Source organism: Devosia honganensis (assembly GCF_042648785.1).
Taxonomy (GTDB): Bacteria; Pseudomonadota; Alphaproteobacteria; order Rhizobiales; family Devosiaceae; genus Devosia; species Devosia honganensis.
This window is the reverse complement of record NZ_JBHRYD010000001.1, coordinates 1,129,134-1,149,967: the sequence shown is the minus strand read 5'-3', so window position 1 is coordinate 1,149,967 and position 20,834 is coordinate 1,129,134. Positions and strand designations below refer to the sequence as shown.

Below are 20,834 nucleotides of genomic sequence, written 5' to 3'. Positions count from 1 at the left end.
CGCCCCGGAACACCGGGGAAGGGGATGCAGATGGCAATCGCGGTTTCAACCTTTGGCGAATTTCGGGAACAGCGGGTCGACCAGTTCCGTCTCACCAGCGATACCGGCGTCGTCGTCGACATCATCGGCTTTGGCGTGGCGGTGCGCGACTGGCGGGTGCCGGTCAAGGGCGGCATGCGCGCAGTGGCGCTGGGTTTCGAGGAATTCGCCCCCTATCCCCTGCACAGCCCGCATTTCGGCTCGCTGGCCGGGCGCGTCGCCAACCGCATCAAGGATGCCAGCTTCACCCTCGACGGGATCACCTACGATCTGCCCGCCAATGCCGGCACGCTGCAATTGCATGGCGGCGAGGAGGGGCTGGGCCGGCAGGTGTGGACCGGCCAGGTCGACAATGCCAACAATGCCGTGCGCTTCAGCCATTTCTCCCCGGACGGGGCCATGGGCTATCCGGGCAATGTCAATTTCTCCGCCACCTATACGCTCGATGGCAACCGGCTGCGGCTGGAGCTCAGCGCCACCACCGACCGCCCGACGCCCATCAGCCTGGTGCAGCACCAATATTTCAATCTGGGCACCACCGACACGGTGCTCGACCATACCATCCAGGTCGAGTCCGGCGCCTATACCGAGCTCGGCGCCGACCTGGCCCCCACCGGAGCTATCCTCCCCTCGGCCGGCACCGCCTATGATCTGCGGACGCCGCGCACCATGCGCGATGCCGGCGGCGCGCCGGTCGACTACGATATCGGCATGGTGCTCGACACCGGGCGGCGCAATGCCGACCCCATCGCCACCGTGGCGGCGCCCGGGGACGAGCTGACGCTCAAGCTGTGGAGCGACCGCCCGGGCGTGCAGGTCTACAATTCCGTCTGGACCGACGTGCCGGTGCCGGGGATCGAGGGACGGCGCTACGGCAAATATTCGGGCTTCTGCCTCGAGGACCAGGCCTTTGCCGATGCCCTGCACAATCCGCATTTCCCCAATATCATCTATTCGCCCGACCGGCCCTATCGCCATTGGTGCGAATTCGAGATCGCCTGACCCGTGAAATGCGAATGAAATGCTAACGATGTGCTGACATTGGACCGGGCCCTGCGACAATGATGCCAAGGGCCTGCTGACGCTTTCTGTCCGGTCCGCCCCGGATGCTCCTGCGACCCGAAAGACGCGCAGGAGGTCTCCATGGAGACGCTCGCATGGACAAGACCGAACGGCTGTTTTCCATCATGGACGCCCTCCGGCGCCACCGGCGCCCGGTCACGGCGGCGGCGCTGGCCGAGGAGCAGGGCGTCTCCGTCCGCACGCTCTATCGCGACATCCGCACCCTTATCGGGCTGGGGGCTCCGATCGATGGCGAAGCGGGAATCGGCTATATGCTGAAGCCCGGTTTTTTCCTTCCACCGCTTATGTTTACGCCCGAGGAGCTGGAGGCGCTGGTGCTGGGCGCGCGCTGGGTCGAGAGCCAGCCGGACGAGGATCTGGGCGCCGCCGCCCGCAACGCCCTGGCCAAGATCGCCACCGCCTCGCCCGAGGATCTGCGCGACCGGATCAGCGATACGGCGCTCTGGCCGGTGGCGCTGTGGAGCCAGCGCCGCCCGGTGCCGGTGCTGGGCGAGATCCGCCGCGCCATGCGCCAGGAAATGGCCGTCGCCATCGATTACGAGGACGAGCAAGGCCGCGCCACCAGCCGCACGATCTGGCCGGTCGGTCTGGCTTTTTATGAAGGAAAACAAACGATTGCGGCCTGGTGCCTGCTGCGCGGGGACTTCCGCAATTTCCGCACCGACCGCATCGTGCGTCTCACCGTCACCGACCAGCGCTACGGCAAGCGGCGCGCCGTGCTGGAGCGGGAATGGCACGAGAGCTGGGCGGCGGAGTGATGGTTTCACGTGAATCGTCCGCCTCGCGGGACGCTTGATCGGCGCGCGACGATGGGATTAAACTCCCGGCGTCTCTGGTTAAATCCCCGTGCCAGCCATGACCTCGCCTGCCAAACGGTTCGTGCTCGAACAGCTTTCGCGCGCCGGCGTCAGCCTCGACCCGGACGCCGCCGATGTCGCCATCAGGGATGAACGCCTCTATGACCGCGTCCTGCGCGAGGGGACGCTGGGGCTGGGCGAGAGCTATATGGACGGCTGGTGGGAGGCCAAGCCGCTCGACGCCTTCCTGTTCAAGCTCGCCAGCGCCCGCATCCAGGACGCCTTTCCCCGCGACCTGCCGCTGCTCTGGAGCATAGTGCGCGGGCGCCTGTTCAATCTCCAGCGCCTGCGGGCGCGGGAGGTGGGCGAGAAACATTACGACATCGGCAACGATCTTTACGCCGCCATGCTGGACCCGCGCATGGTCTATTCCTGCGGCTACTGGGCCCAGGCCGATACGCTGGAGGCGGCGCAGGAGGCCAAGCTGGACCTCATCTGCCGCAAGATCGGCCTGCAACCGGGCATGAGCGTGCTCGATATCGGCTCGGGCTGGGGCGGCTTGCTCAATTTCGCCGCCGAACGGTACGGTGTCACCGGGCTGGGCGTCACCGTGAGCGGGGAGCAGGCGGCGCTGGCCAATCAGCGCGCCGGCAGCCTGCCGGTCGAGACCCGGCTCATGGATTACGCCACGCTCGAGGGCCAGTTCGACCGCATCGTCTCGGTGGGCATGTTCGAGCATGTGGGCTATAAGAACTACCCCGCCTTCCTCGAAAAAGTCCGGCGGCTGCTCAAGCCGGACGGATTGTTCCTGCTGCACTCCATCGGGGGCAATCACTCCGCCACCCATGGCGATCCCTGGACGGAAAAATACATCTTCCCCAATGGCATGCTGCCCTCCATCGCCCAGATCGGGGCGGCGGCGGAAGGCCGGTTCGTGATGGAGGACTGGCACAATTTCGGCGCCGATTACGACCGTACGCTGATGGCCTGGCTGGCCAATTTCGAGGCGGCCTGGCCGGCGCTGTCGGCCCGCTATGACGAGCGCTTCCGGCGCATGTGGCGCTTTTACCTGTCGGTATCCGCCGCCTTGTTCCGCGCCCGGCAGATCAATCTTTGGCAGATCGTCTTCTCGCCCTGGGGCGTTCCCGGGGGCTACCGGCGGGTCGGCTGACGGCGGCGCGATTCACGTGAAACGTCGCCGCCCCGTGGTTCAGGCCGCGCCGGAGGTGACCCGATAGCTCAGCGCCTCGGCGATATGGGGCCGGGCGACCTTGTCCGCGCCCGCCAGGTCGGCGAGCGTGCGCGCGACCTTGAGTACGCGATGATAGGCGCGGGCCGACAGGCTGAAGCGCTCCGCCGCCTGCAAGAGCAGGCTGCGGCTGTCGTCGTCGGGCTCGACCAGCCTCTCGATAAGGGCCGCCGGGGCGGCGGCATTGGTGAGAATACCGGGATGGCCCGCTCCCTCATAGCGGGCGCGCTGGCGGGCGCGAGCCGCCTCCACCCGCCGGGCAACGGACGCCGAGGGTTCCGCATCGGCGGCGGGGGCGATCATGTCGGCGGCGGAAACGGCCGGCACCTCGATCCGGATATCGATGCGATCGAGAAAGGGCCCGGAAATGCGGGCCTGATAATCCGCGGCGCAGGCGGCGCCGCGCTTGCAGCTATGGCCCGGCGTGCCGGCGAGGCCGCATTTGCAGGGATTCATCGCCGCCACCAGCTGAAAGCGGCTCGGATAGGAAACCCTCGCATTGGCGCGGGCGATCACCGTCTCGCCGCTTTCGAGCGGCTGGCGCAGGCTGTCGAGCACGGCGGGCGAGAACTCGGGCAATTCGTCGAGGAACAGCACGCCGTTATGCGCCAGGCTCGCTTCTCCCGGCCGCACCTTGATGCCGCCGCCCACCAGCGCCGCCATGGAGGCCGAATGGTGCGGGGCGCGGAAGGGCCGGCGGTCCGAGAGCGCTCCACCGGCCAGTTCCCCCGCAATCGACTGGATCATCGAGATGTCGAGCAGTTCGCGCGGGCTGAGCGGGGGCAGGATGGAGGGGAGGCGCGACGCCAGCATGGTCTTGCCCGCCCCCGGCGGCCCGACCATCAACATATTGTGGCCGCCCGCCGCCGCGACCTCCAGCGCCCGCCTGGCGACCGCCTGGCCCCGGATATCGGCGAGGTCGGGCAGGTCCTCGGCCGCGGCGGAGCGGCGAACGGGAAGCGGGCGGGCCTGCAATTGCCGGCCGGTCAGATGGTTGACCAGCGCCAGCAGGCCGTCGGCGGCGACGATGTCGACGTCCTCGCCCGCCCAGGCGGCCTCGGAGCCGGAGGCAGCGGGACAGATGATGCCCAGGCCCCTCGCATGGGCGGCGATGGCGGCGGGCAGCACGCCCCCGACATGGGCCAGCCGCCCGTCGAGCCCCAATTCGCCCAGCGCCATGAAGCCGTGCAGCGCGTCCTGGGGAATGGCGCCCAGCGCGCCCATCAGCGCCAGGGCGATGGGCAGGTCGTAATGGCTGCCTTCCTTGGGGAGATCGGCAGGAGCCAGATTGATGGTGATGCGCTTGGGCGGCAGGCCGAGTCCGGAGGCGGTCAGGGCGGCGCGGACCCGTTCGCCGCTCTCGCGCACCGCCTTGTCGGGCAGGCCGACCAGCACGAAGCCCGGCATTCCCGGCGCGATCTGCGCCTGAACGTCGACCGGCACCGCATCGATGCCCTGAAACGCGACCGTGGCTACGCGGGTGACCATTTTCGGCTTTGCCCCCAAATCCGCCGGCAAAGGCTAGCAGAAGCGGCGCGGCGCCTCAAGAACGTAAAGCGAACGGATTGCGGCATGTTAACCATGCCCGCTGCCACACTGGTTACCCTAAACCTCCGTTAACCGCTGCATGTTGAATCAAATGCCAGATCAGGTGTTGCGTCCCGAGTGTTTTCAAGCATGGCCATTGTCCGGTTTCCGCATTCGTTTTCCCGTTTCGCCCGTGGGGCGGCGATCGGCCTCATGGCGGCGGCGCTGGCGGCCTGCGCCAGCGGCGGCGGGCTCTACGGCGCCATACCGGGGGACAATCGCCCGCATTCGGCGGTCGACCGGGCCCGCACCATGCCCATTCAGGGCATCGACGTCGCCCGCTATCAGGAGAACGTGGATTTTCCCGTGGCGCGTGCGGCCGGCATCCATTTCGTCTTCATGAAGGCCACCGAGGGCAAGGACTATATCGACCCCAATTTCCGGGTGAACTGGGAGCGGGCGCGCGATGCCGGCATGCCGCGCGGCGCCTATCATTTCATGACCTGGTGCTCGCTGGCGTCCGAGCAGGCCGCCTGGTTCGTGCAGAACGTCCCCTACGATCCCAGCGCCCTGCCGCCGGTGCTGGACCTGGAATGGAACAATCATTCGAGCTGCAAGACCAAGCCCAACCGCGCCGATGCACTGGAAAAGATCCGGCTGATGCTGGAGGTGATGGAGCGCCATACCGGCAAGCTGCCCATCATCTATACCGACATGAACTTCCACCGCGACATTCTCGAGGGCGAATATTTCCCCAATGCCTTCTGGCTGCGCTCGACCGCCGCCGAGCCGCATGAGCGCTACAAGAACCGTCCCTGGACCTTCTGGCAATATACCCAGACCGGGGTGGTGCGCGGGGTGCGGGGCGAGGTCGACCGCAACGTCTTTTACGGCAACCAGAACGATTGGCTGATGTTCCTCCATACCGGATGCGACCCGCGCGCCCTCGCGGCCCTGCAGGCGAGCGGGCGGTGCCTGCCGGCCAAATAGCGGCCTGCGCGACGGCGCAGAATGCGGGTAGGCATCCGCCCCGCCGATGCAATAGTGTGCCGGCACGATGCGCCAATGGAGACGGTGATGAATATTTTCGGCGGACTGGGGCTGGACGGGCTGAGCACGGTCCTCATCGGCCTGGGCATATTGCTGGTCCTGGTGCTGTTCGCCGGCGCCAAGACGGTGCCGCAGGGCTATAATTTCACCGTCGAGCGCTTCGGCCGCTATACCCGGACGCTCAAGCCCGGCCTCAACCTGATCGTGCCGTTCATCGATACCATCGGCAAGCGGCTGAACGTGATGGAGCAGGTGCTGGACGTGCCGCACCAGGAGGTGATCACCCGCGACAACGCCACCGTCACCGCCAATGGCGTCACCTTCTACCAGATCCTCGACGCCGCCTCGGCCGCCTATGAGGTGGCCCATCTGGAAAACGCCATCCTCAACCTCACCATGACCAATATCCGCTCGGTCATGGGCTCGATGGATCTGGACGAGCTGCTCAGCCATCGCGACGAGATCAACGACCGGGTGCTGCGGGTGGTGGATACGGCGGTGGCGCCCTGGGGCGTCAAGATCACCCGCATCGAGATCAAGGACATCGATCCGCCCAAGGATCTGGTGGAATCCATGGGGCGGCAGATGAAGGCCGAGCGCGAGAAGCGCGCCACCATTCTGGAGGCGGAGGGTCGCCGGCAGGCGGCCATTCTCAAGGCCGAAGGGGAAAAGCAGGCGCAGGTGCTGGAGGCCGAGGGGCGGCGGGAAGCGGCCTTCCGCGATGCCGAGGCGCGCGAGCGCGCCGCCGAGGCCGAGGCCAAGGCGACGCAACTAGTTTCCGACGCCATCGCCGCGGGCGACGTCCAGGCCATCAATTATTTCGTCGCCAATAATTACATCAAGGCGCTGGAGGAGATCGCCACCTCGCCCAATCAGAAGCTGCTGATGCTGCCCGTCGAGGCCGCCAGCGTCATCGGCTCCATCGGCGGGATCGCCGAAATCGCCCGCGAAACCTTCGGTGGCGACCGGACCGCCCCGGCGGCGCGCGCCGGCCGGCCGCCCGCCGCCGGCCCCGCAACGGACCACAACTAGGCGAAACCGCATGGACCTCATCGCCTTTCTCGCCGCCTACGGCCCCTGGAGCTGGATCGTCGCCGGGCTGGTGCTGCTGGCGCTCGAGCTGGTGGTTCCCGGCGGCTTCCTGGTCTGGATGGGCATTGCCGGCATATTGACCGGTCTCCTCACCCTCTTCCAGCCGCTGCCCTGGGCGGTCCAGTTCCTGATCTTCGGCATATTGTCGCTGGTCTCGATCCTGGTCTGGCTGCGGGTGACCCGCAATCGCCGGACCGGAACCGACCGGCCGCTGCTCAACCGGCGCACCGACCACTTCATCGGCCAGGAAGCGGTGCTGGACCAGCCGATCAGCGGCGGCTTCGGCCGGCTGGCGCTGGGCGACACCACCTGGCGCATCGCCGGGCCGGACCTGCCGGCGGGACGGCGCATCCGCATCGTGGGCGCGGAGGGCGCAGTGCTGCGCGTCGAGCCGGTCCCGGAGCCCGGCGCAAGCATTCGTTAACCATAAACTGAAAGGATTGCGGCGGACGCCCCCATGAGCGTCCGGGCGGTGCGGGCCTGGGCGCGCGCCGATTTCCAACGGAGCAGGGCTTGGCCGGGCGAAATCTCAAAATGCTGCTCGTCACGCTGGCCGCGCTGCTGGCGGCCGGGACGGCGCTGGCCGACCCGCCCGGCCCCGCCTCGGACGGCGAAAGACTGCGCCCGGGCCTTTATCCCGCGGCTCCGGTTCCCGAGGGCTTCGGCGTGCCGGCGGAGCCCGGCCATCCGCCCTTCGACATCGACTGGTCCATCGGTCTCAAGGGCACGCTCACGGGCTCCACCGATGGCAGCAGCTTCGTCACCACGCTCACCCCGCAATTCACCGCCATCCACGAGGGGCGCCGCACCGATCTCACAATCGAGGGGCAGGCCGATCTGGCCCGTCCGCAGGATGGACGGATCGAGGTTCCGGCGCTGCGCCTCGGACTGTCGAGCACCACGGCGCTCGATCGCCGGACGCGCCTTTCGGGCCGGGCCGCGCTCGAGCTCAGCCGGCAATTGCCGGGCACGCCCGGCCTCGACCCCCGCATCATCGAGCCGCCGCACATCCTCACCGGCGCGATCGGCGCCGGTATCGAGCGCCGCTTCGGTCGCTTCAACCTCGGCGTCAACGGCGATTTGTCGCGCACGCTCTACGGCCCCACCACCCGCACCGATAGCGGCCTGACCGACAATTCCGACCAGAATGTCTGGAGCGGCGAGGCCCGCCTGCGCCTGGGCTATCAGGCAACGCCGATCCTCGAGGTGTTCGGGGAGGCCACCCTGGGCCGCGACTGGTTCGACCGGCCGGCGCCGGGCCTCGGCCTGCGCACCGACGCCACCGGTCGGGCGCTGCGCGCCGGCCTCGCCGGCAAGTGGAACGGCATCCTTTCGGCCAGCGCCTCCATCGGCGTCGGCCAGCACGATTTCGACGCCCCGGGCATCGCCGATATCACCACGCGGCTCTACGACGTCAAGGTGGTCTTCACCCCCGATCCCACGCTCAATCTCACCGCCGCCCTGTCCACCGGCATCGAGCCGACCGGGGCCGATTCAGCAGGAACGGCGCGAGTGTCGCACCGGGCCGTGGCCGAAATCGACTATACGGTCAATTCGTGGCTGCGCCTGCGCGCTTCGGCCGATTGGGGCCATAGCACGCTTGAGGGGAGCGATGAAACCGAGCGGCGGCACGGCTTCGGCACCGGCGCCGACTACCGCCTCGGCAAGCACACCGCCCTGGCGGCCGACTACCGCTACGGCCACAGCGACAATAGCCGCAGCGGCGTCTTCGACGCCCATACCGTGAGCCTGGGCATCACGCTCAGGCGCTGAACTCCTCGCCCAGATCGAGCTTGCGCAATTCGCGCAGGAAGCCGGGACGGATATCCTCGCGATCGAGGGCGTAGACCACATTGGCCGTCAGAAAGCCGATCTTGGCGCCGCAGTCGAAGCTCTGGCCCTCATATTTGACGCCGGTGAAGGGCTGGCGGGTCATCAGGGTCTGCATGGCGTCGGTAATCTGGATCTCGCCCCCGGCGCCGCGCGTCTGGTTGGCGAGCAGGCCGAAGATTTCCGGCTGCAGAATGTAGCGGCCCGAAATGATGAGATTGGAGGGTGCATCCTCGCGCCGGGGCTTTTCGACCATGCCGGTAATGGCAAAGCCCTTGTCGGGCCCCTCGCCGCGGGCCACCACGCCATAGGCGGACACTTCGCTTTCCGGAACCTCCTCGACGGCGACGACATTGCCGCCCTTTTGCTCATAGGCCTCCATCATCTGGCTGAGGACCCCCGGCTCACCCTTGAACAGCATGTCGGGCAGCAGCAGGGCGAAAGGCGCGTCGCCAACGATGTCGCGGGCGCACCAGACCGCATGGCCGAGGCCCAGCGGCTCCTGCTGGCGGGTGAAGCTGGTGCGGCCGGCCGAGGGCAGGTCCTTGCGCAGTTCGGTGAGCGCCTCGGTCTTGCCGCGCTGCTCCAGCGTCGTCTCGAGCTCGAACTGGCGGTCGAAATGGTCCTCGATGACGCCCTTGTTGCGCCCGGTGACGAAGACGAAGTGCTCGATGCCGGCCTCGCGCGCCTCGTCCACCGCATATTGGATCAGCGGCCGGTCGACCACCGTGAGCATCTCCTTGGGCATGGCCTTGGTGGCGGGCAGGAAGCGGGTTCCCAGCCCGGCAACGGGAAAGACGGCGGTGCGGACGCGTTTGGTCACGTGGAAATTCTCCCTACTCGATGCTGATCGGTCATAAAGCTAAATCAACATCTGATCGATATCGTTGCGGCCAGATAGCATTTCCAAGCGGAGAGACAAAGCATGACCGTTCTGGTGACCGGCGGGGCCGGCTATATCGGCAGCCATATGGTGCTCAACCTGGCCGATAGCGGCGAAGACGTGGTAGTGCTGGACAATCTGGTCACGGGCTTCGACTGGGCCATCGACGCAAGGGCCCGGTTCGAGCCGGGCAATGCCGGCGATATCGATCTGGTGACCGGGCTCATCGGGAAGTACGGCATCACCGAGATCGTGCATTTCGCCGGCTCTATCGTCGTGCCCGAATCGGTCGCGGATCCCCTCAAATATTACGCCAACAACACCGCCACCTCGCGCAATCTGATCGAGGCGGCGGTCAGGGGCGGGGTGAAGCACTTTATCTTTTCCTCGACCGCCGCCGTCTATGGCATGACCGGGCTGGCCCCGGTGGTGGAGGACACGCCGTTGCACCCCATGTCGCCCTATGGCCGGTCCAAGCTGATGACCGAATGGATGCTGGCCGATGTCGCGGCCGCCCATGACATCACCTATGGGGTCTTGCGCTATTTCAACGTGGCGGGCGCCGATCCGCAGAAGCGCTCGGGCCAGTCGACGCCGGAGGCGACGCATCTGATCAAGGTCGCCTGCCAGACCGCGCTGGGCCAGCGCGCCAAGATGGATATTTTCGGCACTGATTACGAAACGCCGGACGGCACCTGCGTGCGCGACTATATCCACGTCACCGACCTCATCGCCGCCCATGCGCTGCTCTTGCGGCACCTGCGCGCGGGCGAGGAGAGCGCGACGCTCAACTGCGCCTATGGCCGGGGTTATTCGGTGCGCGAGGTGGTGGAAACGGTGCGCCGTGTCTCGGGTGTCGATTTCCGCGCCGACGAGGGCCCGCGCCGCCCCGGCGATCCGGCCTCCATCACCGCTACCGGCGAAAAGGTGCGGCAGATGCTGGGCTGGATGCCCCGGCATGACGACCTCGATGAAATCGTCGAGACCGCCTATGCCTGGGAGCGCTATCTGGCGACCCGCAACAGTTAGCGGGAACGTCGCCGGCGCTGCGGTAAAGGCCTCGGGAGCGGCGTGGCCTTGCCGGCGGGCCGATGCTAGAAACGGCCGGTCCGGAGCGGAATTGCTGATGAAGCGCCTCGTCCTTGCCATGCTGATTGCCTGTTTCGTCCTGGCGGATGCCGCGCCGGCGCTGGCCCAGGCTGTCGCGGGCGACCGCATGCTGGTGGCCCAGCAGGAACAGCCCCGGCGCCGCACGCTTTTCGACCTGCTGTTCGGCGCGGAACCGACGCCCCCGCCCCCGCCGGTACAGCAGACCCAGCCGCGCCGCGCCGCGCCCGCCGCCGCCTTGCCGCCGCCCAAGCCGCAGGTGGAAAAGGCGCCCGGTGCCACCCGGCTCGCCGTGTTCGGGGATTCGCTCGCCATCGATCTCAGCCGGGCGCTGGAGCGCTTCTACGCCGAAGACCCGAACCTGATCGTCATCGGGCAGGGGGTCAGTTCGTCCGGTTTCGTGCGCGACGACTACTTCGACTGGAACGGTGCCCTGGCCGAGCAGATCGCCGCCGACAGCTTCGATCTGGCCGTGGTGATCATCGGCATCAATGACCGCCAGGAAATCAGATCGGAGGGACGGACCTATCCGGCGCTGAGCGATGGCTGGGTGGCGGCCTATCAGGACCGGCTCAACAGGTTTCTCGGCCAGTTGCGGGCGGCGCGCAAGCCGGTGATCTGGCTGGGCCTGCCGCCGATGTCGCGCAGCGAGTATTCCAGCGCCATCAGCCAGATCAGCGCCCTGCACCGCATGGCGGCCTTTTCCGGGGGCGCCGAGTTTCTCGATATCTATGACCGCTTCCTGGGGGAAGACGGCAGATATTCCTCCTACGGCCCCGACGTCAGCGGACAGAACGCGCTGATGCGCAAGGATGACGGCATCCATTTTTCCAATGCCGGCTCGGACAAGCTGGCCTTCTATATCAGCCAGTCCATCCGTGGCTTCTATCGCGGGGGCGGGGTGAGCCTCGCCGTTGCCGACCCGCTGGCCGGCACCGACGCCGCGAGCATGCTGCGCCCGCCCTTTCAGGGTCTGGGCCAGACCCGGCTGCTGGAAGTGGCTGGCGCGGTGATGCCGCTCAGCCGGGCGCCGTCCCGGGCGGGCGACCTGGTGATCGCCAAGGACCCAGGCGCCAGGCAGGACGGATTTTCTTTGGAGCAATTGCTGGAGGCGCCGATGGGCCGGGTGGATGCTTTCGGCCTCGGGCTCATCCCGCCCGAGCCGGCGGGAGAGGCGCCGCGATAACGGGCGAGACACCCGCCGGGAACGTCAGCATTTCCGAGCGGGCCGCGCCGGCACCGGCGGCGCTGGTGGCCATGATGGCGAAGATGAGCAGAACCAGCGCAGCGGCAATACGCATCGGACGGACCCTTCGAAACCGGACGGTTCCGCATGTCTGCTCCCCCGGACCCCAGGGGTCAATGCCAGGGTAAAGACATGCTTAAAGGTGCAATTCGATGCATATATGAGGCAGGCCGTCAGGAGGCCAAAAGGCCACTGGCCGCGATGCCATCGAAGACGAACTGCACCGCCAGCGCCGCCAGCAATATGCCCACGACGCGCGAAACCACCGAAAGTCCGGTAAGGCCGAGCAGTCTCTGGATGGGAATGGCGATCAGCAGGGTGAGCCAGGCCAGCGCCAGGATCGCCACGATAGCGGCGAGGACCAGCCAGAAGTCGAGATCGGTCCGGGCGCCGGTGGTCAGCAGGATGACGGCGCTGATGGCGCCGGGCCCGGCCATGAGCGGCATGGCGAGGGGAAAGACCGAGATATCATGGCTCTGGCGCGCCTCGATTTCCTCCTCGTCGGTGGTGCCGGTGCCGCCTGAATGACGGGCGAAGACCATGTCGATGGCGATGAGCAGCAGCAGCACGCCGCCCGCCGTGCGCAGCGCCGGAATGGTGATGCCGAACAGGTCGAGGATGGAATTGCCCAGAAAGGCGAAGAACAAGAGGATGGCCAGCGCCACCAGGACGCCGCGCGTCGCGAAGACGCGGCGCTGCGCCGGGGTGTTGTCCTTGGTCAGCGCGGCGAAGAGAAAGGCGATATCGGCGACGCCTACCGTGGCGAAGAGCGTCGCGAAGGCCACGAGGAAGGTGTTCATCACCGCCGCCGCTCGATGGCGTCCCAGATCATCACCGCGATGTCTGGGCCGCCGAAACGCTTGATTTCGCGGATGCCCGTGGGCGAGGTGACGTTGATCTCGGTGAGGTAGCCGCCGATGACGTCGATGCCGACGAAGATCATGTCGCGTTCCTTGAGCGCCGGGGCGATGGCGGCGCAGATCTCGAACTCGCGTTCGGTGAGCGGGGAGAGCTCGGGCCGGCCGCCCACATGCATGTTGGAGCGCGCCTCGCCATCGGCGGGAATGCGGTTGAGCCCCATGACCGGCTCGCCATCGACGATGATGATGCGCTTGTCGCCCTGGCGCACGTCCGGCAGATATTTCTGGATCATGAAGGGTTCGCGGTAATTGACCTCGAACAGCTCGAGCAGGCTCGCCAGATTGTGGTCGCCCTCCTGGATGAAGAAGACGCCGGCCCCGCCATTGCCGTAAAGCGGCTTGACGATGATATTGCCATGCTCCTTGCGGAAGGCATGGATTTCCTCGCGGTCGCGCGTCACCAGGGTCGGCGGCATAAGGTCGGGAAATTCGGTGACCAGGATCTTTTCGGGCGCGTTGCGCACGGCGGCGGGCGGATTGACCACCAGCGTTTGGGGATGGAGGCGCTCGAGCAGATGGGTGAGCGTGATATAGTTCATGTCGAAGGGCGGATCCTGGCGCATATGGATCACATCCTGGGTGGACAGATCGATGCGCGTGGCCTCGCCGAGCGTATAGTGTTCGCCCTTGGGCTTGTCGAAAACGCGAATCGGGGCGGCCAGGGCCGAGACCACGTCGCCCTGCAGCGACAAGGTATCGGGCGTGTAGTGCAGGAGCGCATGTCCGCGCGCCTGCGCTTCCAGCATCAGGGCAAAGGTGGAATCGCCCAGCGGATTGATGGTGGCGACATGGTCCATCTGGACGGCGACTTTGAGCGACATGGAACCCTCAGAAAGCGGGAAAGGCGTTGATGAGATGGCGCGGCCAGCGCCGGGGTGCAAGGAAAATCACGTCGAAGCGGAAATCCCGGCCGTTTTCGGCCGGATGGCGGGCGAGCCAGTACTGCGCCGCGCGGACGATGCGGGCGCGATTGACCGCTTCGAGCGCCATGGCCTCGTCGCCCGGGCGCAGGCGAGTCTTCACCTCGACGAAGACGATGGCATCGCCCTTTTCGGCCACGAGATCGATTTCTCCCACCGGCGTTTTGAAGCGCCGGTCGCGGATGCGGTAAAACCTCATTTGCAGGAACAGCGCCGCCAGCGCCTCGCCGCGGCCGCCGCTGCGCTGGGCCGCAAGGCGCCGCTCAGTCCCGGGGCTTGAGCGCGAGCGCGGCATCGTAGACATCCTTGCGCTTGAGGCCGAAGCGCGCGGCGATCTCGTCGACGGCGGCGCGCAGCGGCTGCCCGTCCATGGCGCCTTTCAGCGCCGCCTGCCAATCGGCGGGGGCGGGGGCGTCGGCCTGGGTGGCACCGGCGATAACGATCACCGCTTCGCCTTTGGTCTCGGCGGCGGCCAGATGGGTCGCCAGGTCGTCGAGCGTGCCGCGATGGGTGCGCTCGAACCGTTTGGTCAGCTCCAGCGCCACCACGGCCTGGCGGGGACCGAAGACCTCGTTCATGGCAGCGAGGCTGGCGCCGAGACGGCGGGGGGATTCGTAGAACAGCAGTGTTTCACGTGAATCGACGAGTTTTTTCAAGGCGTTGGTCCGGGCGCCGGCCTTGGCCGGCAGGAAGCCGTGAAAGCAGAAGGCATCGGTGGGCAGGCCCGCCACCACCAGCGCCGCGAGCAGTGCCGAGGCGCCGGGGATGGGAAAGACCGGCAGGTTCTGCTCGGCCAGACCCCGCACGAGCGGAAAGCCGGGATCGGAAAGCAGCGGCGTTCCGGCGTCGGAAATCAGCGCGATGGCGGCGCCGCCTTCGATGCGCCGGGCAATGTCCCCCGCCCGTTCGCGTTCGTTATGCTCATGAAACGCCTGTCTTTTTCCCTTGATGCCATAGTGATCGAGCAGGCGGGAGGAGGTGCGGGTGTCCTCGCACAGGATCAGATCGGCGGCGGCGAGGGTTTCGAGGGCGCGCAGGGTGATGTCGCGCAGATTGCCGATAGGGGTGGCCACCACGTAAAGCCCCGGCGCCAGGGGCGGTGCCTCGAAGCGGGTGCCGGCCAGGAAATAGTCGCGGCGCTCGTCTTCCATCTCGTGCCTTGCCCTTTCAAGCATTGCTTAACCTTGCAGGGTCACCTTGTTAGCACATCGTGAGCATTTCGGACCGCATCTCGTGGCACTTGGGGATAAAACCGCCAGCTGGACACGCCGCTCGGCCATTGCCGGGATGGCCGGGCTGCTTGCGGCCTGTTCGGGAGGATCGTTCCAGCTCGGCTCGCGCACCCTGACCCTGCCCTGGGGTGAGGACGGGGACACAAATGCCGCCCCGGGCGGAACGGGTCCAACGCTGCCGGCGGAGCGATTCGGACGCGGGCCGGTGCCGGTGGCGCTGTTGCTGCCGCTTTCGGGCGACCCGACCCTTGCCCAGCTCGGCCGTGGACTGGCCAATGCCAGCAGATTGGCCATCGATTTCATCGAGACCAATCCCAATATCGGGGAGAACATCACCGTCTCGCTGCGCGATACCGGCTCGAGCGCCAGCGGCGCGGCCCAGGCCGCCAATGCGGCGCTGGCCGAAGGCGCGAAGCTGATCCTGGGACCGGTGACGGCAGAAGAGGTCGCGGCGGCGGGCAATGTGGCGCAGGCCGCCCAGGTGCCGCTGATCGGCTTTGCCAATAATGGCAGCGTCGCCGGGCCGGGCGTCTATGTGCTCAACGTCCTGCCGGACACAGAAATGAAGCGGGCGCTGACCTATCTGCGCGAAGCGGGGAGGCGCGGACCGGCCGGCATCTTTCCGGCGACGCCCTATGGCGAGGCGCTGGCGACCGCCTTTCGCCAGCAGGCCGTCGCCGCCGGCTTTTCGCCCAGCGCCGTCTATACCTTTTCCGATCCGAGCGAGGCGCCGCAGATCGTCGATCAGGCCAGGCCGCTGATCGAGCGCGGCATGATCGACGCGCTGTTCATTCCCGACCGGGGAACGGCGGCGAATTTCGCCACGCTGCTCGTGCAATCGGGTGTCGGGGACGAACTGGTGCTGGTGGGCTCGGCCGACTGGGCCAACGATCCGGGGCTTGCCGCCAATCCGGCGCTGGCGGGCGCGATCTTTCCGGCAGTGGACGAGGCGGGGCGCAATGCCATTGCCGGGGAATATCAGGCCCGGTTCGGCACGCCGCCGCCGCCAATGGCCACCATCGCCTATACGGCGACCATTCTGGCCAATGTGAACACGCTCTCGCTCGCCAATCCGCCCTATGATGCGGCCCTTCTCACCAGCCCGTCCGGCTTTGCCGGGCGCGATGGGCTTTTTCGCTTCCACGCCAATGGCCGCAGCGATTACGCGCTGGTGATCCGCAAGCTCGGTGCAGGCGGCGCCACGACGGTGGAGGGAGCCGAGCTTTAGGCCGCCAGATCCGCGACCACGGCGTCCAGCACCGGAAAGCCCTTGTCGGTGACGCGGATATTGCCGTTGGGCAGGGTTTCGACGAAGCCGTAACCCTTGAGGGTCTCGATCTGGCGCTCGGAGATGCCGCGGCCGGAAATGGCCATGAAGCGGGACGGCGAGATGCCTTCCTTGAGCCTGAGGCCCATGACGAGGAATTCGTCGCCCTGTTCCTCCCAGGTGAGGATGTCGTCGGTGGTCATGCCATGGCCATCGGCCGCCACCCGCTTCAGCCAGTCGAAGGGCATGCGCTCGGTGGCGGTGGCATGACGCTGGTGATTGACCAGCAACCGGCCATGGGCGCCCGGACCGATGCCGGCATATTCGCCATAGCGCCAATAGAGCATGTTGTGCCGGCTTTCCTGGCCGGGCACGGCATGATTGGAAATCTCATAGGCGGGCATGCCGGCCGAGGCGGTCAGCTCCTGGGTCAGCTCGTAGAAATCGGCGGCCAGGTCCTCGTCGGGCAGCTTCAGCTTGCCGGCATTGAACAGGTCGTAATAGCGCGTGCCCTGCTCGATGGTGAGCTGGTAGAGGCTGACATGGCCGCGCGCCAGCCACAGGGCCTCCTTGAGCTCGTCTTCCCAATCCTCCAGCGTCTGCCTGGGACGGGCATAGATGAGATCGAAGCTGGAGCGCTCGAAAATGGACTGAGCCAGGCGCACCGCCGCGACGGCCTCGTCGACGCTGTGGCGGCGGCCCAGTTCGGCCAGCGGCTTGTCGCGCAGCGATTGCACGCCCAGCGACACCCGGTTGACCCCGGCGGTGCGGAAACCGCGGAAGCGGTCGGCCTCGACGCTGGTGGGATTGGCCTCGAGGGTGACCTCGGCCCCGGGATCGACCTGCCAGGCCCCAGCAATGGCATCGAGAATGGCGCCGACGGCCTGTGGCGACATCAGCGAGGGCGTGCCACCGCCGAAAAACACCGATTGCACCAGCCGGCCCGGGGCCAGCGCGGCCATATGGGCGATCTCGCGCTTATAGCCCTCGACGAAAGCCTCCTCGTCGAAGGGGCCGCGATGGACGTGGGAATTGAAATCGCAATAGGGGCATTTGGCTGCGCAGAAGGGCCAGTGGACATAGACCCCGAAAAGATCGTTGGGGGTGGTCATGGCCGCAAGTCCCCCGCCACCGCCGGGCTTGTCCCGCTGGTCCACGGTGCGCGGCGGCATCGCTGGATTGCCGGGACAAGCCCGGCAATGCCGAGGACCGAGACAGCGGGGCCCATGACCAAAAGATCACCCATGATCGATCTGGTTCTCCACGAATTGCGCGAAGGCGCGGGCGCGGTGGGAAAGGCCGTTTTCCCCCGGGGACCATGAATGCTTCACCGCGGCCGCCATTTCGCCGAAAGTGGTGTCATGGCCATCGGGCATGAACATGGGATCATAACCATGGCCCTGATCGCCACGCGGCGGCCAGACCAGCGTGCCATCGCAGCGTCCCACATAGAGCACGTCGCGTCCATCGGGATGAGCCAGGCACAAGGTGGCGTTGAAATAGGCGCGGCGCAGCGCTGGGGAGGTGGCGTTGGCCGCCTGCAAGGCGTCCTCCACCCGCTTCATGGCCCGGTTGAAATCGCGGGGCATGCCGGCCCAGTCGGCGGTATAGACGCCCGGATCGCCCCCCAGCGCCTCGACGCACAGGCCGCTATCGTCCGAGAGCGCCAGCATGTCGGCGCCCCGGGCGGCGGCATGGGCCTTGGTGCGGGCGTTTTCGGCAAAGGTGGTGCCGGTTTCCTCCGGCTCGGGCAGGCCCAGTTCGCCCGCCGACACCAGGATCAGCCCGAAGGGCTCGAACAGCTCGCGGAATTCCCGCAGCTTGCCGGCATTGTGGGTGGCGATGACCAGGCGGTCGCCGGCGCGGAGGCGGGGGATGGCGGTCATCTGCCAGCTCCCTCGGAGGGGGGCCTAATTGCAAAAAAAATCATGCGCCCAGGGCCGATTTCTGCATCAGGGTCAATTCGCCGATGCCCTGTTCGGCCAGGCCCATGAGGCTGTTCAATTCGGCGCGATCGAAGGGTGCGCCCTCGGCGGTCCCCTGGATCTCGACGAATTTGCCCGATCCGGTCATGACGAAATTGGCGTCGGTCTCGGCCTCGACGTCCTCGAGATAGTCGAGGTCGAGCACCGGGGTGCCGCGATAAATGCCGCAGGAAATCGCCGCCACCGAATCCCTTAGCACCTTGCCTCTGGTCAATTGCCTCGCCTCCATCCAGCCTATGGCATCGGCGAGCGCCACATAGGCGCCGGTGATGGCGGCGGTGCGGGTGCCGCCATCGGCTTCGAGCACGTCGCAATCGAGGGTGATCTGGACTTCGCCCAGCGCCTCGAGATCGACCACGGCGCGCAGGGAGCGCCCGATCAGGCGCTGGATTTCCTGGGTGCGCCCCGATTGCCGGCCGGAAGCGGCCTCGCGGCGGGTGCGGGTGCCGGTGGCGCGGGGCAGCATGCCGTATTCGGCGGTGACCCAGCCCTTGCCCTTGCCGCGCAGCCATCCGGGAACCGTGGTTTCCACCGAGGCGGTGCACAGCACCTTGGTGTCGCCGAAAGCGACGAGGCAGGAGCCTTCGGCCTTCATCGCGGCATTGCGCTCTATGGTCACCGCCCGCATCTGCGAGGGCTCTCGTCCGGACGGCCGCATGGTGGTTCCACTTGTCGTTGACATTAACCGCCTCTTAACCCTCCTCGGGCCGGGCCACAAGCGCCGCCCGCTTGGCGGGCGGGGAGGAAGGGCTTAAATGAAGGAGCAGGGTTAAAGCCGAAGAGTTTATTCAAAACCACCATGACCAGGCCGGCCGAAGACTTCCTCTCCGTGCTCAACAGCCGCAGCCAGGACATTTTCCGGCGGCTGGTGGAGCGCTATCTCGACACCGGCATGCCGGTGGGCTCGCGCGACCTGTCGCGGCTGTTGCAGGTGGAACTCTCGCCGGCCTCGGTCCGCAATGTGATGGCGGATCTCGAGGATCTGGGGCTGATCGCGGCCCCGCACACTTCGGCGGGCCGCGCCCCGACCCAGCAGGGCCTGCGGTTCTTCGTCGACGCCATGCTGGAAGTGGGGAAGGTGGACGAGACCGAGCGCAGCACCATTGCCCGCCATATCGAGGGCACCGCGGAGCGCGGGCAGGTGGAGGACCTGCTCACCGAGGCCTCCTCGCTGTTGTCCGGCCTCAGCCACGGCGCGGGCGTGGTCATCGCCAGCAAGGCCGACATGGTGCTCCGGCACATCGAATTCGTGCGGCTCGACGCGACGCGGGCCATGGCCATCCTCGTCGGCGAGGACGGGCAGGTGGAAAACCGCGTGCTCGAGCTGCCGCCCGGCTATACGGCCAGTGCGCTGACCCAGGCGAGCAACTATCTCGCCAATTACGTGGTGGGGCGCACGCTCTCGGAGGCGCGGCGGGTGCTCGGCGAGCGCCGGGCCGAGCAGCGGGCGGAACTGGACGAGCTGACCCAGCGCCTCGTGGAGGCGGGCATCGCCACCCTGACCACGAGCGGCGACGCCACGCCCACGGTGATCGTGCGCGGGCGGGCCAATCTGATCAACGACGCCATGGCCAGCGACGAGCTGGCCCGGATGCGGCAATTGTTCGACGAGCTGGAAAGCAAGGACGGGCTGCTCGACCTTCTGGGCGACGCGGAGCGGGCGCAGGGCGTGCGCATCTTCATCGGCTCGGAGAACAAGCTGTTTTCGCTGTCCGGTTCCTCGGTGATTCTCTCGCCCTACAAGGACGCCAATGACCGGATCGTGGGCGTGCTCGGCGTCATCGGCCCGACGCGGCTCAATTATGCCCGCATCGTGCCGGTGGTGGACTATACCGCCAATGTCATTTCCGCGATGATGGCGCGCAAGCGTGGCGGGAAGACTTGAATATTGACGCCGTCTAGCCGATATGCGGGGCAGATTTTTCCCTATCAACGGATAAAGACCAGATGAGCGACGAAAACGCCGCCCAGGGCGAAACGCCGGAAACCGAGCTGCCGGAAACCGAGACGCCCGAAGTCGACCCCGTCGAGGCGCTCAGGACCGAGAATGCCGACCTCAAGGACAAGCTGCTGCGCACCATCGCCGAGATGGAAAATCTCCGGAAGCGCAATGAACGCGACGTCGCCGATACGCGCTCCTACGCCATTGCCGGTTTCGCCCGCGACATGCTGAGCGCCACCGACGCGCTCAACCGGGCGCTGCTGGTGATCCCGCAGGATGCGCGCGAGGCGGCGGACGGCACGCTCAAAAGCCTCATCGAGGGCATCGAGCTGGCCGAACGCGAGACGCAGCGCCTGCTGGCCAAGCATGGTGTCAAGCAGATCGAATCGGCGGGCCGGAAATTCGATCCCCACAAGCACCAGGCCATGTTCGAGGTGCCCAATACCGAAGTGCCCGAGGGCACGGTGGTCCAGGTGGTGCAGGAGGGCTTCGAGATCGGCGAGCGCGTGCTGCGGCCCGCAATGGTGGGCGTCGCCAAGGGCGGCCCGGCTGCGGCGCCCGCCGCCAACGGCGCCGAAGGCGTGGACAAGAGCGCCTGATTTCCGGCTTTTCGCGATATAAAAAGGGCGCCGATGGCGCCCTTTTTCTTGGATTTGGTCCTGCTG

21 protein-coding genes are annotated in these 20,834 nt (G+C 66.9%); 12 read left to right on the top strand and 9 right to left on the bottom strand.

What is annotated here, in order from left to right; genetic code table 11:
• Positions 1–30 precede the first annotated feature (30 nt).
• The 3 genes from ACFOOL_RS05535 to cfa all read left to right on the top strand — a co-directional run bounded on the left by ACFOOL_RS05535 (position 31) and on the right by cfa (position 3,090).
• The gene (locus ACFOOL_RS05535; protein WP_380095627.1) at positions 31–1,041 is read left to right on the top strand and encodes an aldose epimerase family protein; all 1,011 of its coding nucleotides are present in this window, start codon (positions 31–33) and stop codon (positions 1,039–1,041) included.
• A 155-nt stretch (positions 1,042–1,196) separates the two neighbouring features.
• On the top strand, positions 1,197–1,880 hold the full coding sequence (locus tag ACFOOL_RS05530) for a helix-turn-helix transcriptional regulator (RefSeq protein WP_380095625.1): 684 nt from the start codon (positions 1,197–1,199) through the stop codon (positions 1,878–1,880).
• Positions 1,881–1,977: 97 nt separating this feature from the next.
• Positions 1,978–3,090 carry a cyclopropane fatty acyl phospholipid synthase gene (gene cfa / locus ACFOOL_RS05525; protein ID WP_380095623.1) on the top strand — a complete coding sequence of 371 codons (1,113 nt, stop codon included), beginning with the start codon at positions 1,978–1,980 and terminating at the stop codon, positions 3,088–3,090.
• 39 nt (positions 3,091–3,129) lie between these two features.
• On the opposite strand, the gene ACFOOL_RS05520 is transcribed toward cfa, so the two are convergent.
• A complete protein-coding gene (locus ACFOOL_RS05520) occupies positions 3,130–4,656 on the bottom strand; it encodes a YifB family Mg chelatase-like AAA ATPase (RefSeq protein WP_380095621.1) in 1,527 nt (508 codons plus the stop codon).
• Between the two features lie 189 nt (positions 4,657–4,845).
• On the opposite strand from ACFOOL_RS05520, the gene ACFOOL_RS05515 reads away from it, so the two are divergent.
• From ACFOOL_RS05515 to ACFOOL_RS05500, 4 genes are all read left to right on the top strand, one after another.
• Complete coding sequence (locus tag ACFOOL_RS05515; protein ID WP_380095619.1) at positions 4,846–5,685, top strand: glycoside hydrolase family 25 protein; 840 nt, start codon at positions 4,846–4,848, stop codon at positions 5,683–5,685.
• A gap of 87 nt (positions 5,686–5,772) precedes the next feature.
• On the top strand, positions 5,773–6,777 hold the full coding sequence (locus ACFOOL_RS05510) for an SPFH domain-containing protein (RefSeq protein WP_380095617.1): 1,005 nt from the start codon (positions 5,773–5,775) through the stop codon (positions 6,775–6,777).
• 10 nt (positions 6,778–6,787) lie between these two features.
• Positions 6,788–7,261 (top strand): NfeD family protein, encoded by a 474-nt coding sequence (locus ACFOOL_RS05505; RefSeq protein WP_380095616.1) that lies wholly within the window; start codon positions 6,788–6,790, stop codon positions 7,259–7,261.
• Positions 7,262–7,350: 89 nt separating this feature from the next.
• Positions 7,351–8,610: an outer membrane beta-barrel protein gene (locus ACFOOL_RS05500; protein WP_380095614.1), complete on the top strand. Its 1,260-nt coding sequence runs from the start codon at positions 7,351–7,353 to the stop codon at positions 8,608–8,610.
• Here ACFOOL_RS05500 and galU read toward each other — a convergent pair.
• A complete protein-coding gene (gene galU / locus ACFOOL_RS05495) occupies positions 8,600–9,490 on the bottom strand; it encodes a UTP--glucose-1-phosphate uridylyltransferase GalU (RefSeq protein ID WP_380095613.1) in 891 nt (296 codons plus the stop codon). The genes ACFOOL_RS05500 and galU overlap by 11 nt on opposite strands.
• 102 nt (positions 9,491–9,592) lie before the next feature.
• Here galU and galE point away from each other — a divergent pair, with 102 nt between their 5' ends.
• Positions 9,593–10,579 carry a UDP-glucose 4-epimerase GalE gene (galE, locus tag ACFOOL_RS05490; protein ID WP_380095611.1) on the top strand — a complete coding sequence of 329 codons (987 nt, stop codon included), beginning with the start codon at positions 9,593–9,595 and terminating at the stop codon, positions 10,577–10,579.
• Positions 10,580–10,676: 97 nt separating this feature from the next.
• Positions 10,677–11,843 (top strand): SGNH/GDSL hydrolase family protein, encoded by a 1,167-nt coding sequence (locus tag ACFOOL_RS05485; protein WP_380095609.1) that lies wholly within the window; start codon positions 10,677–10,679, stop codon positions 11,841–11,843.
• 233 nt (positions 11,844–12,076) lie between these two features.
• On the opposite strand, the gene ACFOOL_RS05480 is transcribed toward ACFOOL_RS05485, so the two are convergent.
• From ACFOOL_RS05480 to rsmI, 4 genes are read right to left on the bottom strand one after another with little or no spacing between them, the layout of a single operon-like run.
• Positions 12,077–12,703, bottom strand: coding sequence for a MarC family protein (locus tag ACFOOL_RS05480; RefSeq protein ID WP_380095607.1), 627 nt, complete (start codon positions 12,701–12,703; stop codon positions 12,077–12,079).
• The gene (gshB, locus tag ACFOOL_RS05475; protein ID WP_380095605.1) at positions 12,703–13,644 is read right to left on the bottom strand and encodes a glutathione synthase; all 942 of its coding nucleotides are present in this window, start codon (positions 13,642–13,644) and stop codon (positions 12,703–12,705) included. Before gshB ends, ACFOOL_RS05480 begins: the two co-directional genes overlap by 1 nt.
• 7 nt (positions 13,645–13,651) lie before the next feature.
• A complete protein-coding gene (locus tag ACFOOL_RS05470) occupies positions 13,652–14,038 on the bottom strand; it encodes a YraN family protein (RefSeq protein WP_380095604.1) in 387 nt (128 codons plus the stop codon).
• Positions 14,007–14,918, bottom strand: coding sequence for a 16S rRNA (cytidine(1402)-2'-O)-methyltransferase (gene rsmI, locus ACFOOL_RS05465; RefSeq protein ID WP_380095602.1), 912 nt, complete (start codon positions 14,916–14,918; stop codon positions 14,007–14,009). Before rsmI ends, ACFOOL_RS05470 begins: the two co-directional genes overlap by 32 nt.
• Before the next feature lie 112 nt (positions 14,919–15,030).
• Between rsmI and ACFOOL_RS05460 the strand changes: the two genes are divergently transcribed.
• Entirely contained in the window at positions 15,031–16,203 is a 1,173-nt protein-coding gene (locus ACFOOL_RS05460) for a penicillin-binding protein activator (protein ID WP_380095600.1), read from the top strand.
• On the opposite strand, the gene hemW is transcribed toward ACFOOL_RS05460, so the two are convergent.
• The 3 genes from hemW to rph all read right to left on the bottom strand — a co-directional run bounded on the left by hemW (position 16,200) and on the right by rph (position 18,885).
• Positions 16,200–17,399 carry a radical SAM family heme chaperone HemW gene (gene hemW / locus ACFOOL_RS05455; RefSeq protein WP_380095929.1) on the bottom strand — a complete coding sequence of 400 codons (1,200 nt, stop codon included), beginning with the start codon at positions 17,397–17,399 and terminating at the stop codon, positions 16,200–16,202. The genes ACFOOL_RS05460 and hemW overlap by 4 nt on opposite strands.
• Positions 17,400–17,480: 81 nt before the next feature.
• Positions 17,481–18,128: a non-canonical purine NTP pyrophosphatase gene (locus ACFOOL_RS05450; protein ID WP_380095599.1), complete on the bottom strand. Its 648-nt coding sequence runs from the start codon at positions 18,126–18,128 to the stop codon at positions 17,481–17,483.
• A gap of 40 nt (positions 18,129–18,168) precedes the next feature.
• Complete coding sequence (rph, locus tag ACFOOL_RS05445; RefSeq protein WP_380095927.1) at positions 18,169–18,885, bottom strand: ribonuclease PH; 717 nt, start codon at positions 18,883–18,885, stop codon at positions 18,169–18,171.
• A 141-nt stretch (positions 18,886–19,026) separates the two neighbouring features.
• On the opposite strand from rph, the gene hrcA reads away from it, so the two are divergent.
• Together hrcA and grpE are read left to right on the top strand one after the other, a co-directional pair.
• A complete protein-coding gene (gene hrcA, locus ACFOOL_RS05440) occupies positions 19,027–20,112 on the top strand; it encodes a heat-inducible transcriptional repressor HrcA (RefSeq protein WP_380095597.1) in 1,086 nt (361 codons plus the stop codon).
• Positions 20,113–20,174: 62 nt separating this feature from the next.
• Positions 20,175–20,768 carry a nucleotide exchange factor GrpE gene (grpE, locus tag ACFOOL_RS05435; RefSeq protein ID WP_380095595.1) on the top strand — a complete coding sequence of 198 codons (594 nt, stop codon included), beginning with the start codon at positions 20,175–20,177 and terminating at the stop codon, positions 20,766–20,768.
• Positions 20,769–20,834 lie beyond the last annotated feature (66 nt).

Coding starts and splice junctions, on each gene's coding strand:
- ACFOOL_RS05450 (WP_380095599.1), bottom strand. CDS start 18,128: ATGACCGCCATCCCCCGCCTCCGCGCCGGCGACCGCCTGGTCATCGCC.
- grpE (WP_380095595.1), top strand. CDS start 20,175: ATGAGCGACGAAAACGCCGCCCAGGGCGAAACGCCGGAAACCGAGCTG.
- cfa (WP_380095623.1), top strand. CDS start 1,978: ATGACCTCGCCTGCCAAACGGTTCGTGCTCGAACAGCTTTCGCGCGCC.
- hrcA (WP_380095597.1), top strand. CDS start 19,027: ATGACCAGGCCGGCCGAAGACTTCCTCTCCGTGCTCAACAGCCGCAGC.
- ACFOOL_RS05515 (WP_380095619.1), top strand. CDS start 4,846: ATGGCCATTGTCCGGTTTCCGCATTCGTTTTCCCGTTTCGCCCGTGGG.
- ACFOOL_RS05470 (WP_380095604.1), bottom strand. CDS start 14,038: ATGCCGCGCTCGCGCTCAAGCCCCGGGACTGAGCGGCGCCTTGCGGCC.
- ACFOOL_RS05485 (WP_380095609.1), top strand. CDS start 10,677: ATGAAGCGCCTCGTCCTTGCCATGCTGATTGCCTGTTTCGTCCTGGCG.
- ACFOOL_RS05535 (WP_380095627.1), top strand. CDS start 31: ATGGCAATCGCGGTTTCAACCTTTGGCGAATTTCGGGAACAGCGGGTC.
- gshB (WP_380095605.1), bottom strand. CDS start 13,644: ATGTCGCTCAAAGTCGCCGTCCAGATGGACCATGTCGCCACCATCAAT.
- ACFOOL_RS05520 (WP_380095621.1), bottom strand. CDS start 4,656: ATGGTCACCCGCGTAGCCACGGTCGCGTTTCAGGGCATCGATGCGGTG.
- ACFOOL_RS05510 (WP_380095617.1), top strand. CDS start 5,773: ATGAATATTTTCGGCGGACTGGGGCTGGACGGGCTGAGCACGGTCCTC.
- rsmI (WP_380095602.1), bottom strand. CDS start 14,918: ATGCTTGAAAGGGCAAGGCACGAGATGGAAGACGAGCGCCGCGACTAT.
- ACFOOL_RS05530 (WP_380095625.1), top strand. CDS start 1,197: ATGGACAAGACCGAACGGCTGTTTTCCATCATGGACGCCCTCCGGCGC.
- ACFOOL_RS05505 (WP_380095616.1), top strand. CDS start 6,788: ATGGACCTCATCGCCTTTCTCGCCGCCTACGGCCCCTGGAGCTGGATC.
- ACFOOL_RS05460 (WP_380095600.1), top strand. CDS start 15,031: ATGGCCGGGCTGCTTGCGGCCTGTTCGGGAGGATCGTTCCAGCTCGGC.
- rph (WP_380095927.1), bottom strand. CDS start 18,885: ATGCGGCCGTCCGGACGAGAGCCCTCGCAGATGCGGGCGGTGACCATA.
- galE (WP_380095611.1), top strand. CDS start 9,593: ATGACCGTTCTGGTGACCGGCGGGGCCGGCTATATCGGCAGCCATATG.
- ACFOOL_RS05480 (WP_380095607.1), bottom strand. CDS start 12,703: ATGAACACCTTCCTCGTGGCCTTCGCGACGCTCTTCGCCACGGTAGGC.